Consider the following 16,398-nt stretch of genomic DNA (forward strand, 5'->3'; position numbering starts at 1 on the left):
GAAGTCAAACAGCCGTACCATGCGCCAAGTTCCCGACGATACATTATGCGACTTTTTCAGCCAGAACGGGAACTACGGAACGAACCGAACTTCGCTGCGATCGGTCCACGCGATGCTGCGCGCAGGAACAGCACTCCTCGATCCAGTGGAGCAAGCCGTTGGCAATGCTCCCGCTGGACGTCGAGTCGATTGCGCCTGGTGGGTTACGCCTTACGTCCTGCGCGGGTGCGGAAAAATCGTTCCTTGGCCTGCTCCCGGACGGTCTGGACTAGCACATAGAGCACGGGGATTAGAAGAAGACCGACGACGGTACCGACGAGCAGTCCGCCGAACACGGTCATGCCAATGGCGCGGCGGCTGCCGGCGCCTGCCCCGGTGGCGATCACGAGGGGGATGACGCCGAGGATGGATGCCATTGCGGTCATGAGTACGGGGCGAAAACGTTGAGCTGTCCCCGCCGCTGCGGCTGCAGGTGTCGCCATCCCTTCATCGCGCCGTTCCTTGGCGAATTCGACGATGAGGATCGCGTTCTTCGCGGCGAGTCCGATCAATAGAACCAGACCGATTTGGGCGTATATGTTGATGTCGATCGAGGCGAGCATCAGACCCACGAGAGCGCCGAGCACGGCGACAGAGACGGACAGCATCACCGCGAGAGGAACACTCCAGCTTTCGTATTGCCCGACGAGAAAGAGATAGGTGAAGATGAGGCCCATGAGGAGAATGAGGGCGGTCTGGTTTCCGGCCTGCTCTTCCTGCAGCGCCAGTCCTGTCCACTCGAATCCGAAGCCTTCGGGGAGATTTTGCTCCGCGAGCGACGCCATGGTGGCGAGGGCCTGGCCGGTGCTCGTTCCCGTCGCGGCCTGGCCGTTGATCGAGGCCGAAGGGAAAAGGTTGTAGCGGTTAATCGCATTCGGCCCGTAACTGGTGGAGATGGAGAGCAGTGATTGGAGCGGCACGAGCTCTCCGTTCCGGCTGCGCACCCGCAGGCGCTGAATGTCCTCGATGCGGCTGCGGAACTGTGGCTCATCCTGGATCCGCACCTGGTACACGCGCGAGAAGATGTTGAAATCATCGACATAGGAGGAGCCGAGATGGGACTGCATGGAGTTGAAGATCGTCGCGGTTGAAACCCCGAGGAGCTCGGCCCGGCGGCGGTCGACATTGAGAAAGACCTGCGGGACGTCCGCCGAAAAGGTGCTGAAGACGCTGGCAAGTCCTGGGGTCTGGTTAGCCTTGACGATCAGGCCGCGCATGACTTCGGCAACTTCCTGCTGGCTCTGGCCGCTGCGCGCCTGAAGCCTGAGGTCGAAGCCGCCGGTCGTGCCAAGGCCTGGTATCGCCGGTGGGTTGAACGGCACGACGGAGGCGGTGGGTATCCGGCCGAACTCGGCGCGGAGACGGTTCATGATCGCGTCGATGCTCTCCTCGGCGCTCCTGCGTTCGTCCCAGGGTTTTAGCGCTGTGATCACCATTCCGGCGTTCGAGCCGCCGCCGCCCACCATGCTATTGCCGGCGATGCCGACAGAATTCGCAACGCCTGGTGTCCGTTGTAAGATCCTCGAAACGGTATCCAGCGCCTGCTGTGTTCGCTCGAGCGAAGCGGCATTGGGCAATTGCACATTGATAAAAAGGTATCCCTGATCCTCGCTCGGCACGAAACCGGTCGGAAGCGCGCGGAACAATCCATAGACTCCGCCAAAGATCGCCAGAAGAATTACCGAAGCAATCCAGAGCCGCCGGGACATGCGGTCGAGCATCGCGAGGTACCAGTTGCGCGAGACGTCGAGGCCCCGATTGAATGTCCCAAAGATCCGGGACCGCTGCTCGCGCGGTGGCCTGAGCATGAGGACGCACAGGGCGGGGCTGAGCGTCAGTGCATTTATGGTCGAGAAGGTAATCGTGATCAGGATCGTGACTGCGAATTGACGGTAGAGCTGCCCGGTGATTCCGGCCACGAATGCGATCGGCACGAAGAGGGCCGCAAGGACCAGAGTGGTCGCCACGATCGGGCCCGTGACTTGGCTCATCGTACGGCGGGTCGCGTCGTGCACATCCAGCCGCTCTTCGGCCATCACGCGCTTTACGTTCTCGACGACGATGATCGCGTCGTCGACGACCAGGCTGATGGCGAGGATGACGGCAAAGAGCGTAATGGTATTGGCCGAGTAGTCTAGCAGATAAAGGACGGCAAACCCGCCAATCAGGGACACCGGGATCGTCAGCGTCGGTATGACGGTCGCCCGCCAGTCTTGCAAAAAGAAGTAGGTGACGGCGACCACCAGCGCAAAGGTGATCGCAAGCGTGATAGCGATCTCCTTGATCGTTTCGGTGATGAAGGCAGTTGTGTCGAAGACGATCGCATGGGCCATGTCCTCGGGAAACTGCCGCGAAAGCCGATCGAGCTCGGAGAGCACTGCCCGCGACACGGCAAGCGCATTGGCGTCGGCGCTCTGGTAGACGACGACCGTCGCGCTCGGTTGACCGTTGAAAGTGGACGCCGTGTCGTAGGATTGCGCGCCGAGTTCCACGCGCGCGACATCGCGGAGGCGGACTAAGGCACCGTCCGTATTGGTGCGAACGATGATATTCGAAAAGTCCTCCTCGGTCGCGAGACGCCCCTGGGCCATGATTGTGAGCTGCAACTGCTGGCCCGATGTTGCAGGCGGAGACCCTAATTGGCCGGCAGAGGCCTGCGCATTCTGGGCCTGGATTGCGCTCGTCAGATCCGCGGCGGTGAGGCCTAGGGCCTGCATCCGGTCCGGGTTCATCCAGATACGCATGCTGTAGGACGGACCAAAGATACCAGCCTCCCCGACGCCGGCCACGCGGGCGATCGCATCACGGATATTGTTGGCGGCATAGTTGCTGATGAATATCTCGTCGCGCGTTCCCTCGGGGGAATAGATCGCAACGCCCATCAACATGCTGGACGAGCGCGCTCTCACTGAGACCCCCGTCTGGGTCACGGAAGCGGGAAGCCGGGGCGTGGCGAGCGCGACACGGTTCTGCACGTTCACTTGCGCCAGTGCCGGATCGGTGCCGACGGCGAAGGTCACAGTCAGCGAGTAGGTCCCGTTGTTGGTGCTTGAGGACGACATGTAAAGCATGTCCTCGACCCCGTTAACCTGGTCCTCAATCGGGGCTCCGACGCTCTCCTCCAAGACGCTGGCATTGGCCCCAGGATAACTGGCGGTGACCTGTACCTCGGGCGGCGTGATCTGCGGGAACTGCGCAATCGGAATCTGGAAGAGTGCGAGCGCACCGGCGATCGCCATCACGACGGCGATGACCATGGCAAGACGCGGGCGGTCGATAAAGTGCGCCGACAGGTTCATTGGCTCGACGATCCTGGCGCCGGCGCGGCAGTATCCGTTGCGGCGTCGCCGGCCGATACGCTCTGCGCCTCGACGACTGCTCCCGGGGAGACGCGCTGGAGGCCCTCAACGATCAGCTTCTCACCGCCCTGCAGGCCCTCCTCGACCACCCAATTCTGCCCGACCTGCACGGAGGCGCGAATGCGTCGCACGGCGGCACGGCTCTCGCCGTCGACGACGAGCACGAAGCGGCCCTCGCGGTCCTGCTCCACCGACCCGACCGGCACCACCGGACGTTCTTCCCGCTCCGCCGGCTCGACAATCACTGTGACGAACTGCCCCGGCATGAGGAGCGATTGCGCATTGGCGAACAGAGCTCGGATCGGAAGCGTCCCGGTCTGCACGTCGATCTCGTTTTCGAAGAATTCGAGCTTCCCTGACTGCTGGTAAGGCTCACCATTCGACAGGCGCAGCTTGAGGACATAGCCTTTTGCCAGTTCGTCCTTGCCTGCCCCTCCGGCGGTCGTGCGAAGGTCGAGGATGGTGCGATCGCTGACCGAGAAGACCACGCGGATGGGATCCGTCTGAACCACTCGGGCCAACGGCTCCGACGAAGGGCTGACAAGACTCCCCACAGAGTAGGCAGCGCGGCCGATCCGACCGCCGATCGGAGCCTTGATGTGGGTGTAGCCGAGATTGAGCTCGGCCTGATTGACCCTTGTCTGTGCCGACAGGACGTTTGCCCGGGCAGTGTCGCGCGCCGCCTGGCTCTCCTCGAGCACGGCCTGCGAGACTGTGCGCTGGCTTAGCGTCTGGTTGCGCTGGAACTGGCGTTCGGCATTGTCGAAATTGGTCTGGGCGCTGACCAGGGTCGTTTGTGCATCCTCGAGCGCAAGTTCGTAAGTCGTTCGCTCAAGGGTGAAGAGATCTTGCCCTTTCTCGACGTTCTGGCCCTCGGCGAAAAGCCGCCTCTCCAGGAAACCTTCGACTCTGGCTCGGATATCCACGGCGTTGAGGGCTTCGACCCGGCCAACGAATTCATGGGCAGGAGATACATCCTCGACTTGAACGGTCATCACGCCGACGACGGGCCTGGTCTGGGCGACACCGTCTCCGGTCGAGCAGAGCAGGAGACCGCTTACCCCTAGAACGAGATCCACAGATCGAAACGCCGTTTTGAACATCGAAGACCCCGCTTCGAGTTTCCGATCCAAGCCTCCTTTGGAGAGGCAAGCTATCAGGCCGCCTGTCGCGGCCTTGCGATAAAAGAAGAGCCCTGGGGGCGTCTGTCGAGACTTTTGGCACGCCGGAAGCACGATCGCTTCATCTAGTATTGGCCTCAATCGGTAACCCGCTGGGAGCACCTTACGAGAGGTAGGCACGTTCACGGTTGCACGGCGGACGCCGCAACGCTAGAAGTGTATGGCCTTAAGATTAGCAAGTTATACGCGCAAAGCCAGCGTGCTTCAAGAAAAATGAGCCGCGCGCCAGCTGGCACTAACGCGTTTTGGGGGCATTGCTTCTATTTCGGACCCAAATCGTGCGTCGAACTGGCAACAAGCTTCATCGCCGCCGCCAGGAGAAGTGCCGCGCCCGGCAGCACGAGACCGTTCCAGTCCAGCATCCCCTCGGTCTCTGCCACCACGGTCGCGAAATGAACGACGAGATAAAGGATGATCACCTCGATGAAGAGGATCTTCATTTCCGCGACGGTGTTGAGGATCATCCATCGCGGCACCCTCTTACGGACCTCGTCCGAGACGTCGATGACGAAACCGAACGTGATCGCATAGCCGAAAATGGTGAGCACGATGCCGAAAAGAAACTTGTCCGTCGCACGCAATACGGCAGCGGTCACCGAAAGCTCCGGCTCTGTTCTGACGAAGGTGAAGGCGTTGCGCAAAAGAAGCGCGCCTTCAAGAAACATCAGCAGCGCACCGCCCAGGACTCCGATGGACGCGAGGATCATGATGTAGCGGATGCCTAAGAAAAGCGAGATCATTGGCCTTGCTGCCTTTCTGCAGCGGGTCCGGGGCACTCTCGTTAGGAGGGGCGCTTCCCGTTCGAACGCTCTCCCTGACAGCGGCAGCTCGACGGCTACCCAAAGCGGTGGAATACCGTTCACCCACAGTTCTCGGGCGCTGGCGACACGCAAATTAACACAACTAACTCTGGTCTGGTCCCCTGGGATTTTACAGCTTGAAGTTTTGAAGCAAAAGGTACAACCTTTCGGCCCTACCACCTAGGGGCGGCTCATCAGTAAGTGCTTTTCGTTCAACCAGGCAACCGTGCGCAATCGGAGGCCGCGTGACCAGCACTGCTCAGAAACTTTCGCTCGCTTCGCTGTCCGCGCTCGTCATCGGCTCCATGGTGGGAGCGGGCATATTTTCGCTGCCGCGCACCTTCGGCAATGCGACTGGTCCGTTCGGAGCAATCGTGGCCTGGTGTATCGCAGGGGCGGGAATGTTCACCCTGGCTCACGTGTTCCGGGTGCTCGCGGAACGCAAGCCGAATCTCGACGCAGGCGTCTACGCCTATGCGCGGGCCGGCTTCGGCGACTATGCCGGCTTCCTTTCGGCCCTCGGCTATTGGCTGGTCGGCTGTATTGCCGATGTGTCGTACTGGGTGTTGATCAAGGCGACCCTCGGGACCTTCTTCCCGATCTTCGGAGACGGCAACACGGTTGCCGCCGTGCTTGTCTCCTCTGTCGCGCTGTGGGGATTCCACTTCATGATCCTGCGAGGCATCAAAGAGGCAGCGGCCATCAACACCGTCGTCACCGTGGCAAAAATCGTGCCCATCCTGATCTTCATAGTCATCCTGCTCGGCGCGTTCGATGCCGGCCTCTTTCGCGCCAATTTTTGGGGCGGCGCGGGCCTGCCCGAGGCGAGCCTCTTCGAGCAGGTTCGCGCGACCATGCTGGTCACAGTTTTTGTGTTCATCGGCGTCGAGGGGGCGAGCGTCTATTCGCGCTACGCCCGCAATCGTTCCGATGTGGGCGTGGCCACAACCTTGGGCTTCGTAGTCGTGTTGGGACTGATGGTTCTGGTGACGCTGCTGCCCTACGCCGCCCTGGAACGACCGGAGATCGCGGGCATGCGGCAACCCTCGATGGCTTCCGTGCTGGAATCCGTCGTCGGACCATGGGGCTCCGTGTTCGTCAGTGCCGGTTTGATCGTTTCCGTGCTCGGAGCGTATCTGGCATGGTCGCTGATGTGCGTCGAAGTGCTCTTCTGCGCCGCCAAAAACGGAGACATGCCGAGCGTACTCGCCAGGGAGAACAGCAACAACGTTCCGGCTGCGGCTCTTTGGCTGAGCAATGGAGTGATCCAGCTCTTCCTCATTAGCACCCTGTTCTCGGAGGATGCGTTTCGCTTGATGGTAAACCTGACGAGTGCAATGGTGCTGATTCCATACCTGCTAGTGGCAGCCTATGGCTTTCTTGTCGCCAAGCGCGGGGAGACCTACAACATCAGACCGAAAGAGCGGTTCCGCGATCTGATTTTGGCGGGCGCCGCCACGATCTACACGGCCTTTATGATTTATGCCGGAGGCCTGAAGTTCCTCCTGCTTTCCGCCATTCTCTACGCACTTGGAACGGCCCTGTTCTTCTACGCAAGACGCGAACAGAAGAAGATGCTCTTCAGCCCTCGGGAATGGTTCGTCTTCATAGCTGGGGTGGCCGGATGCCTTATCGGCATCTACGGTCTCGTGACCGGCTCCATCACAATATAGATTTCACAGATTCGCGCGATCCAGGCCTCGCCGATCTTCAGCTCAGAGACACTCCGCTGGGCCCCGTTGCCTGTTTCCTTGAAACGAGTCGACTTGAGAAAAAATACAGTAATGCAAAACGTTAAGTGTCCGTTACCCGGATGAAAGACATGCGCGGGGCTGTAGCTGACACGTCCTTGCGTCAGGCTTTTCATCAGCAAATCGATTCGCTCTTGCAATTCTGAGTATTACACGTTAACATTGTGATTAATCCAAGTATGCTATAGCAGTGGCGCCAGAAGCAGATAGCAGCTTCAAAATCCCACGCCGGCTTGCGATATCCGTAATTTCACCCGTCTAAACAAGCTATCTCCAGAGTTGTTCGCGCGTCCGCACCTCCGCAGACGCCTCTTTCATTGGCGAATCCGGGAGTAAAGCGATGGCGCAGAAGCTTTCCCTGTTTGCTCTGACTGGCATGGTCGTCGGTTCCATGGTCGGCGCAGGCATTTTCTCGCTTCCGCGGACATTCGGCGTGGCAACAGGGCCGTTCGGCGCAATCATCGCCTGGTGCATTGCAGGGGGCGGCATGTACATGCTGGCGCGCGTCTTCCAGTCGCTGGCGGAACGCAAACCCGATCTTGACGCCGGCGTTTTCGCCTATGCCAAAGAAGGGTTTGGCGACTATCCAGGCTTCCTATCCGCCTTCGGCTACTGGATCGGCAGTTGCATCGGCAACGTGTCATACTGGGTGCTGATCAAGTCCACGCTTGGCAATTTTTTCCCAGTCTTCGGCGACGGCAACACTGTAGTCGCAATTCTCGTCGCTTCGATCGGCATCTGGCTCTTCCACTTCATGATCTTGAGAGGCATTCAGCAGGCGGCCTTTGTCAACACCGTCGTGACCGTCGCGAAGGTCATCCCGATTATTGCCTTCATCATCATCCTGTTCTTCTTCTTCAAACTCGACCTTTTCCGGCTCAACTTCTGGGGTGGCGAGGGGATGCCGGAGGCAACCCTCCTCCAACAAATCCAGGCGACAATGCTGGCGACAGTCTTCGTCTTCATCGGCATCGAAGGCGCGAGCAACTATTCGCGCTATGCGCAGGCGCGCTCCGATATCGGAACCGCGACGATCATGGGCTTCATCGGCGTCAGCGCGCTGATGGTGCTGGTCACGCTGCTGCCCTATGCGGCCCTGACACGCCCCGAGATCGCCGCCATGAGCCAGCCGTCGATGGCCGGAGTGCTTGCTGCCGTCGTCGGCCCGTGGGGTGCGGTTTTCATCAGCATCGGGGTGATCGTCTCGGTGCTTGGCGCCTATCTCGCCTGGTCGTTGGTGTGCGCGGAAGTGCTCTACGTGGCCGCGCGCACGGACGATATGCCCCGGCTTTTCGGCACCGAGAATCAAAACAAGGTGCCCGCAGCCGCGCTATGGCTCACCAACATCGTCGTCCAACTGTTCGTCATCAGCACCTACTGGTCGCAGGACGCGTTCGCGCTGATGCTGAACTTGACGAGCGCAATGTCGCTGATCCCCTACATGTTCGTGGCTGCCTTCGGGTTCATGCTGGCTCAACGCGCCGAGACTTACGAGGTCCGGCCGCGTGAACGCACCCGCGACCTGATCATCGCCAGCATCGCCGCTGTCTACACATTTTTCATGATTGTCGCCGGCGGCATCAAGTTCGTCCTGCTGTCGGCTCTTCTGTATGCCCCTGGCACGATCCTCTATTTCTGGGCCAGGCGCGAGCGGGGCAAGCGGGTTTTCAACACATCCATCGACTGGCTGATTTTCGCGACTGCAGTCATCGGCTGCATCGCCGCGATCATCGGATTGTCCACCGGCTACCTGACGATCTGAAAAAGGAGATGTGCCATGTCTTCTGAAAGCTCGACCCAGCACACTTTCGGCGTACATTCCGAGGTCGGCCAGTTACGCAAGGTCATGGTCTGCGCGCCGGGACGTGCTCATCAACGGCTCACGCCGAGCAATTGTGACGCCCTCCTGTTTGACGACGTCCTCTGGGTCGACAACGCCCGGCGCGATCATTTCGATTTCATGACCAAGATGCGAGACCGCGGCGTCGAGGTTGTCGAGATGCACAACCTGCTGGCCCAGACCGTGGCGATTCCCGAGGCCAGGAAGTGGATCCTCGACAACCAGGTCGTGCCTAACCAGGTCGGGCTTGAGCTCGTAGACGAGATCCGCAGCTACCTCGAAGGGCTGCCTGACCGTGAGCTCGCGGAGACGCTGATAGGCGGGTTGTCGACCCATGAATTTCCCGAAAGTCTTGGCGGCGAAATGTTGGAGCTGATCAGGGACGCCGCTGGCGTGGCAGAGTATCTCCTGCCCCCGCTGCCCAACACGCTCTTTACGCGTGATACCACCTGCTGGATTTACGGCGGGGTGACGCTCAACCCGCTTTATTGGCCGGCGCGCCACGAGGAGACCATCCTCGCCACCGCCATCTACAAGTTCCACCCGGATTTCGCCGGCAAGGTCAATGTCTGGTGGGGTGACCCGACCATGGACTGGGGTCTCGCCACGCTTGAGGGCGGCGACGTCATGCCGATCGGAAAAGGCAACGTGTTGATCGGCATGAGCGAGCGAACGTCGCGGCAGGCAATCAGCCAGCTCGCCGCAACCCTGTTCGAAAAGGGCGCTGCGCAGCGCGTGATCGTCGCCGCAATGCCAAAATTACGTGCGGCCATGCACCTAGACACGGTCTTCACCTTCGCCGACCGCGACTGCGTGCTTATGTACCCCGACATTGTCAACGAAATCGAGGCATTCTCCTACAGACCCGGTGAGAAGCCGGGCTCCCTCACGCTCCACAAGGATCGTGGCTCGTTTGTCGAAACGGTGCGGGATGCCCTAGGCCTCAAGGAAATGCGCGTGGTCGAGACCGGCGGGAACGCCTATGTGCGCGAACGCACGCAATGGGATAGCGGCGCAAATCTCGTCTGCCTTTCGCCCGGCGTGGTGCTGGCCTACGACCGGAACACCTACACCAATACGCTTCTACGCAAAGCGGGCGTTGAAGTGATCACCATCACGGGCGCCGAACTCGGTCGCGGACGCGGCGGTGGCCATTGCATGACCTGTCCAATTACTCGTGATGCGGTGGACTATTGACCAAGATCGGCGGTTCCTGGCCCGGAGCGACTGTAGCCCTGCCCTAAATCGCCTGATCTCTAAGCCCGACCTTGCAGAGACTGGCCGCTCTCACAAAAGGAGAAATGCCATGGCCCCAAGGACAATACTCCCTCTTACGCTTGCGGCCGTGGCCGCGATTGCCGGTGGGTGCGCCACCGAACAGAACCAACGCGGCCTGGGCGGAGCTCTGATAGGCGCTGGAACAGGCGCGGTGGCGGGCCAGTTGATTGGAGGGAACACAACGAGCACCGTCGCCGGTGCGGCTGGCGGAGCCCTGGTCGGGGCCGCGGTCGGGACTGCAACGACCCCGTCTTACAACCGTGGCAACTGCAGATACAGACAGCCGGACGGCACAATCATTATCGCAAGGTGCCGATAAAGCCGACCGCCTGGCGCTCGCCGCAACCTCATGCCCGGAAGGCGGTGAGTGCCTGCGCGGATCGTCACAGTTGGGCTTTCAGGGTGCGCTCAACGTGACGCATCGAGAACTTCGCAACTCAAGTAAATGGGAGTTAGTCATGTCCAGCCTGATTGCCATCATTTATCCCAGTGAAGACAAAGCCGAAGAAGTCCGAAAGCGCCTGATTGAGCTGCAGAAAGAATACTTGCTCACCTTGGGCGACGCCGTGATCGCGACAAAGACTGACGCGGGCAAGGTCAAGTTGAATCAACTGATGAACCTAACTGCGGCTGGTGCCGCTTCAGGAAGCTTCTGGGGATTGCTCGTCGGTGTGCTGTTCCTCAACCCGCTGATCGGGGTGGCCGTAGGTGCGGCGTCCGGAGCAATCGGCGGCGCGCTGAGCGATGTGGGCATCAACGACGACTTCATGAAGGAACTTGCCAGGGGCCTTCAGCCCGGCAATGCGGCGCTGTTCGTGCTGGTGAAGGAGATGACTGAGGACAAGGTTCTGAAGGATATATCGCCGTTTGGCGGCACCATCCTGAGAACCTCTCTGGATGAAAGCAAGGAGCAACTACTGCGGGACGCCTTGCAGAAAGCGAGCGCTGCTTAGACGCCATTCGCGCCAACAGAACCGGACGCGCAGAAATTGGATGCTCACATGGCAAGATACGGCGAAAACTTCAACCTGATGAAAATGAAGCTAATCGGCTTCGGGAGTATCATTGTTGGTTTCCTCGTCGCGGCGTCCGGCTACCGATATGGCTCGTTTGGAATCGGATTGGCAGGAATAGTCCTTGTGCTCATCGGCATAGCTTTCATCGTGGGCCACGTCCTTCGCCGAAATGAACGGCGATAGTGCGGATTCCCCGCCGGACTGCAGGCGCAAGGTCCGCACAGACGTCTGTTCGCCCGCGGATCGATGCGTCTGCGCCGGTGAAGATTCTTGCCGACGATCGCGCCGCTTCTCGGAGCATAGTAGTGGGAACGAGCAGCCGGAGTGACGAGGAAGCCATGGCATCTTACGACACCATACCGGTCACTGCAGGTGGCGACCCGAGCGGCCCCCCGCCTTCGGTTCGGGTGGTGCTTGGCGGCGTCATGCTTCTGGCGGGACTGGTCGTCCTGACCGATGTGGCGTTTGCATCAGTCGTTACTCCGGCCTTCGTCGGAACCGCTGCCATCTTGGTGGGCGTATTCGAAATCGTATATGCCTTCTGGGCGAGACGATGGGGTGGCCTGTCATGGCAAACGCTGCTCGGATTTTTATATATCGCCCTGGGCTTGATGCTCACCGACGTCGCCGGCTCGAGCGTGATGGAGGTCCTCACGAACATTGTGGCCCGCTCTCTGCGCACACAAGAGCTGTTGCAAACCTACACGGTCGGCCTGCTGTTCATCCTCTCGGGCGTCGTCAGAATCTTGCTCAGTATTAGCCACTGGCGTGAGGCAGGATGGCCCATGATGCTGTCGGGAGCCTTCGGCGCCGCCGCGGGACTTGTCGTCCTGGCCGAGTTCCCGAGGATGAGTCTTTGGCTCCTTGCGCTCTTGCTGGGGATCGATTTCCTGGCGCATGGCGTGGCTTGGCTGAGATTTGCATTTTTCCCCCGGCCGGACAAAGGTGGAAACAATCCGGCATCGCCACCCGCCTGACTGCCGGGACGGCATCGGCGCTATCGTGATCGCTTGACCCACATAGCCGCGATGGCCGAGATGACGACCGCATTATCCGCTGGGCGTAGAGGCGACCTGATCGGCCGCCATCTCCAAACCGAACAATTCCGAAAGCCACTGGCTGGACGGATGCTGGTTGCAGAAAGTCAGCAACGCGATCGTTATCGGCACGCCGATGAAGGCGCCGAAGATCCCCCAGAGATACCCCCATAAGAAAACGGAAAACAGGACCATGACAGGAGACATTGACAGCGCGCTGCCTGAGACTCGTGGCTCGATATAACTGCTCACAACGAACTGAATGAGGTTCAAGCCCGTAAAGACAATCAAGACGGTCTCCACAGTCCCGAACTGGATAAGAGCGAAGAGCGTCGGGAACAAGGTGGCCAGAAGCGGCCCAAGAAAGGGGATGTAGTTGAGGGCGAACGCAATGAAGCCCCATTCCTCGGCGAGAGACAGCCCGACAGCGCGGGTGAAAATCCAAACCAGAAGCCCGGTGACGACACTCATCACCGTCCTGATCATCATGTAGCGGCGAATCTTCATAGCGGTTTGTTGGCTGCCACGAAGAAACAATGTACTGGCCGTCCGGTTTCGCAATGCCCCGATCCTGCGCCCGAAAGCCTCCACCTCCATCAGCCCGAGCAGGACATAGACGAGCGCGATCAGCCAGAAACTGAAGGTGCTGTTAAGCCGGCCGCTTACGGCCTGTACAGTACGCAAGACCCAGCCAACGCCGAAGTTTTCCGACCAAAGCACGCCAGCCGCTACGCCGTGTTCCTCGAGCCAGAGGCGAACCTGGTCATAGAGCTGCTGAAAACGCGCAGCATCCGCGATGATCCACCGGCCGACGTGCCCGAATGCCCAGGCTATGAGCCAGCCGAATGCGACGATGGCGAGCACGACCAAGAGGAAGCTGATGACGAGCGCCAAATAGCGAGGGAGCATAGCCTGCAAGCGGCACTGCGTCGGCCACACAAGCGCGATGATAAATAGCGCAAAAGCTACCGGAGCAAATATCGAACTTGCCATCGAGAGCATCGCGAGGAGGAGCAGAGTCGCGATCAAAATTTGGGTAATGTAGATTATCTTGATTCTTGCGGCGGGCATGCACCTACCTCTCAGACGATCTCCGCAGTTCATCAGTAGCATGCGCCGACAGCAATCTTCGGTGGGGCCATCAGGCCGTCGTTGCTCACTGGGTGAGTGTGTTTTTGTAGATCATGCCGTCCTTCATGATGATTTTGAAGCTGTTGGCAGGATCGGCCACCAAGTCGATATTCTCCAGCGGATTGCCATCGACGAGCAGGAGGTCCGCGAGCGCGCCTTCTTCGACCACGCCGAGCTTACCCGGATAGGGGTTGCGCTTTCCCGACAGTGCCAACAGTTCGGCATTAGTTCCGGTCGCCATGGCGAGCGCTTCGGCAGGGGTGTACCAACGCACGAGCGAGGCCAGAATTGCTCCCTGCTGCTTCGCCAGCGCACGGGAGAACAGAACATCCGTGCCCCACGCCGTCTTGATCTTGTACTTCTTTGCCAGTTCGTATGTCCGGCCGATCCCCGGCCACACCTCTTCGGCCTTGGCGCGCTCGACCGAACCCTCCCGAAGGCCTGTCCTCATCAATTCGGGAAGCGGTTGCAAGCTCAGCCAAATATCCTTTTCGGCGATCAGCCTGGCGGTGGCCTCATCCATGAGGAAGCCGTGTTCGATGCACTTCACACCGGCCGCGATAGCCATCCGGGTCGCATCCGAGGTGAAGGCGTGCGCGGCGACGTAGGTGCCCCAATTCTCGGCAATTTCAACGGCGGCGCGCAATTCTGGCTCGGTGAAGGTGGTGACGTCGAGCGGACTGAAGGGTGAAGAGACCCCTCCGCCTGCCGTCAGCTTGATCAGGACGGCCCCTTGCATGAACTGCTCGCGGACACGCATACGCACCTCGTCGGGGCTGTCCACAACCATGGCACCCCCGATCGTCTCCATGGGGGTAAGCGGACCGCCGGTCCTCCGTGGCAGGTCAGTGAGCTGGCGGAAATCGCCATGCCCACTGGTCACTGTGATCATGGCACCGGACGGATAGATGCGCGGTCCGGGGATGATGCCCTGGTCTATCGCGCGCTTGAGGCCGAACGCCGGCCCGCCCACGTCGCGGACGGTAGTGAAGCCGCGCATCAGCGTATCCGTCGCCTCATCGCCGGCCAGGATACTGGCGAAGCTGACGTCGCCCATTGCCTCTGCCGGGGTGGAAGCAGCCAACATCGCATGCCAGTGCGCATCGATCAGGCCCGGCATCAGCGTTCGCCCGTTGCCGGCAATGCGCTCAGCGCCTTCGGCTTCGATGGGGCTTGTCGAAATCTCCGCGATCACATTGCCCTGGACCAGAACATTCGACGGGGCCGACAGAGCAGCACCTTTTCCGTCGAAGATGCGGACGTTTTCGAAAAGCACGTCCTCGGCGCTGGCGGTGGCGCAAAGCCCGAGCACGAGAGCCGCTGCAAGCATTTCTCTGCCAGAGCGAAGCAAAGTGAAAAGGGGACGCGCAAGAAAGAACAACGCTGCGGCGCGAGGCACCGCATGCACTACAGCGTTGCAATGCGTCAACTGCTGCGATCCAGGGGATTTTTGACACATGACGATCATCCCGCTTCAGGAGGAGAGGTGGTCACGCCGCAAGGACAAGTTGTAGCTTATACGGCACAGACGTCAAGAAGCGTTTCAGACTGGTCTCTTTCGTAGTGCAGGGGTCGAGATCTTGGCACGCCAGATCGCCGAAGATGGGGCAACCTCGCTTCGCCGTCTCACTCATTGCCGACACCAGACACCGCCATAGTGTCCACTTAGCCCTTGGCAGACCACTATCCCACCCCAGGACAGGGACGGGAGGCGGCCGTCAAGAACGCTTACCGTCTATCGCAGACGATACGAGGACCGGACCCATCCACGAGCACTATTGTTTACCTTTTCCAGATCAGAGGACGTCGTACGTGGTGAGTTGATGGGAGACGGTTTCAAAGCCGCGCAGCGATTGCAAACACTATGTTGCTTGCCTCTCTGGCGTCGTTCATGACCGGATCGCGCCACCTCGAATGCGTGGGCACCCAGGCCGACGAAGCGACGTAGCCACCGCTTCCAGTCGATACATTATGCGATCCTTTGAGCACGGAACGAGAACATTCCTTGCTGTGGGCCTCGTGGCCGTGGCTGCTCTCGACCAATTGTGTTCTCTAATGGGCCAAGGGCAGCGGCTCCGTTATGAGCGTATCGACGCATTCGGGTGCCTGCGTCTCTACGTCCTTCATTGTTTCAATAAACCAGCGAAATGATCTGACGTAGTCAATGGCTGTGGATCGCCACCAAGTCAGCATAAGCCGTTGGATTGCTGGCTAGCACTGGGTGGCCGTTAAACAATGCTTCGCGCTCTGTCGGAAAGGACAGATAGTCGCCACCGGCCTCCTTGACGAGGCAGTAACCAGCCATGCAGTCCCAAGCGTGCATGTGTGGCTCGTAATAGCCGACTAGGCGTCCAGCCGCGACATAGGCGAGCATCAGCGCTCCGGAGCCATTGCGGATAAAGTTGCCGCCCATGCCGAGAAGGGCGGCGATGATCTGACCCACCCGCTCCGGCTCGACATAGGTGTTGCAGCCGATGCCGGTCATACCGTTCTGGATCGTACGAGACGGATCGAGGTTCAATTTTATCCCATTGAGACTCGCACCCTTGCCAGCGGCCGAGGCATAGAGTTCTCCATCGCAGGGCACATGGATCACGCCGACCACCGGCACGCCGCCATGCAGCACGGCGATCGACACGCACCACGTCGACATGCCATTGATGAACGGCGCGGTACCGTCGATCGGGTCCACGAGCCAAGTATAGCCCGAGGCGTCCGCCACGTAGCCAAATTCCTCGCCGAGGAACCCGTCGTCCGGAAGTTCGGCGGCGACGCGCTCCCGAATCAGCGCCTCGACATTACGGTCGGCGATCGAGACAACATCCTGCAGATCGCGCTTGGTCTCGATCACCAGGGTGTCGCGCTTGTTAAAGTAGTCGAGCGCGAGCGCCCCCGCCTCCTCGGCAACTGATTTCGCTAGGGCAAAACGCCGATCGAGACCCTCTTCATGCATGCTCATGGCTTTT

The 16,398-nt window shown here is 60.0% G+C and carries 13 protein-coding genes; 7 read left to right on the forward strand and 6 right to left on the reverse strand.

Features of this window, described 5'->3' with window-relative positions; translation table 11 throughout:
- Positions 1-203 precede the first annotated feature (203 nt).
- From QN219_RS17075 to QN219_RS17085, 3 genes are all read right to left on the reverse strand, one after another.
- Positions 204-3,338: a multidrug efflux RND transporter permease subunit gene (locus QN219_RS17075; RefSeq protein ID WP_284000939.1), complete on the reverse strand. Its 3,135-nt coding sequence runs from the start codon at positions 3,336-3,338 to the stop codon at positions 204-206.
- Positions 3,335-4,501 carry an efflux RND transporter periplasmic adaptor subunit gene (locus QN219_RS17080; protein WP_284000940.1) on the reverse strand — a complete coding sequence of 389 codons (1,167 nt, stop codon included), beginning with the start codon at positions 4,499-4,501 and terminating at the stop codon, positions 3,335-3,337. The genes QN219_RS17075 and QN219_RS17080 overlap by 4 nt, the downstream gene beginning before the upstream one ends.
- Before the next feature lie 338 nt (positions 4,502-4,839).
- A complete protein-coding gene (locus QN219_RS17085; protein ID WP_284000942.1) occupies positions 4,840-5,319 on the reverse strand; it encodes a YqhA family protein in 480 nt (159 codons plus the stop codon).
- Positions 5,320-5,624: 305 nt separating this feature from the next.
- On the opposite strand from QN219_RS17085, the gene QN219_RS17090 reads away from it, so the two are divergent.
- The 7 genes from QN219_RS17090 to QN219_RS17120 all read left to right on the forward strand — a co-directional run bounded on the left by QN219_RS17090 (position 5,625) and on the right by QN219_RS17120 (position 12,241).
- Positions 5,625-7,052: a basic amino acid/polyamine antiporter gene (locus QN219_RS17090; RefSeq protein ID WP_284000943.1), complete on the forward strand. Its 1,428-nt coding sequence runs from the start codon at positions 5,625-5,627 to the stop codon at positions 7,050-7,052.
- A gap of 418 nt (positions 7,053-7,470) precedes the next feature.
- Entirely contained in the window at positions 7,471-8,892 is a 1,422-nt protein-coding gene (locus QN219_RS17095; protein ID WP_284000944.1) for a basic amino acid/polyamine antiporter, read from the forward strand.
- A gap of 15 nt (positions 8,893-8,907) precedes the next feature.
- The gene (gene arcA, locus QN219_RS17100; protein ID WP_284000946.1) at positions 8,908-10,167 is read left to right on the forward strand and encodes an arginine deiminase; all 1,260 of its coding nucleotides are present in this window, start codon (positions 8,908-8,910) and stop codon (positions 10,165-10,167) included.
- Between the two features lie 109 nt (positions 10,168-10,276).
- Positions 10,277-10,567, forward strand: coding sequence for a glycine zipper 2TM domain-containing protein (locus tag QN219_RS17105; protein ID WP_284000947.1), 291 nt, complete (start codon positions 10,277-10,279; stop codon positions 10,565-10,567).
- A 139-nt stretch (positions 10,568-10,706) separates the two neighbouring features.
- On the forward strand, positions 10,707-11,201 hold the full coding sequence (locus QN219_RS17110; protein WP_284000948.1) for a DUF1269 domain-containing protein: 495 nt from the start codon (positions 10,707-10,709) through the stop codon (positions 11,199-11,201).
- A gap of 48 nt (positions 11,202-11,249) precedes the next feature.
- Positions 11,250-11,447, forward strand: coding sequence for a hypothetical protein (locus QN219_RS17115; RefSeq protein ID WP_284000949.1), 198 nt, complete (start codon positions 11,250-11,252; stop codon positions 11,445-11,447).
- A 155-nt stretch (positions 11,448-11,602) separates the two neighbouring features.
- Positions 11,603-12,241 (forward strand): HdeD family acid-resistance protein, encoded by a 639-nt coding sequence (locus QN219_RS17120; RefSeq protein ID WP_284000950.1) that lies wholly within the window; start codon positions 11,603-11,605, stop codon positions 12,239-12,241.
- 72 nt (positions 12,242-12,313) lie between these two features.
- Here QN219_RS17120 and QN219_RS17125 read toward each other — a convergent pair whose 3' ends face one another.
- From QN219_RS17125 to QN219_RS17135, 3 genes are all read right to left on the reverse strand, one after another.
- A complete protein-coding gene (locus QN219_RS17125) occupies positions 12,314-13,372 on the reverse strand; it encodes an AI-2E family transporter (protein ID WP_284000951.1) in 1,059 nt (352 codons plus the stop codon).
- A gap of 85 nt (positions 13,373-13,457) precedes the next feature.
- A complete protein-coding gene (locus QN219_RS17130) occupies positions 13,458-14,762 on the reverse strand; it encodes an amidohydrolase family protein (protein WP_284000952.1) in 1,305 nt (434 codons plus the stop codon).
- Positions 14,763-15,593: 831 nt separating this feature from the next.
- Positions 15,594-16,391, reverse strand: a complete 798-nt coding sequence (locus tag QN219_RS17135) for an inositol monophosphatase family protein (protein ID WP_284000954.1) — start codon at positions 16,389-16,391, stop codon at positions 15,594-15,596.
- Positions 16,392-16,398: the final 7 nt, after the last annotated feature.

This window comes from Sinorhizobium sp. 8-89 (genome assembly GCF_030124325.1).
GTDB lineage: Bacteria > Pseudomonadota > Alphaproteobacteria > Rhizobiales > Rhizobiaceae > Sinorhizobium.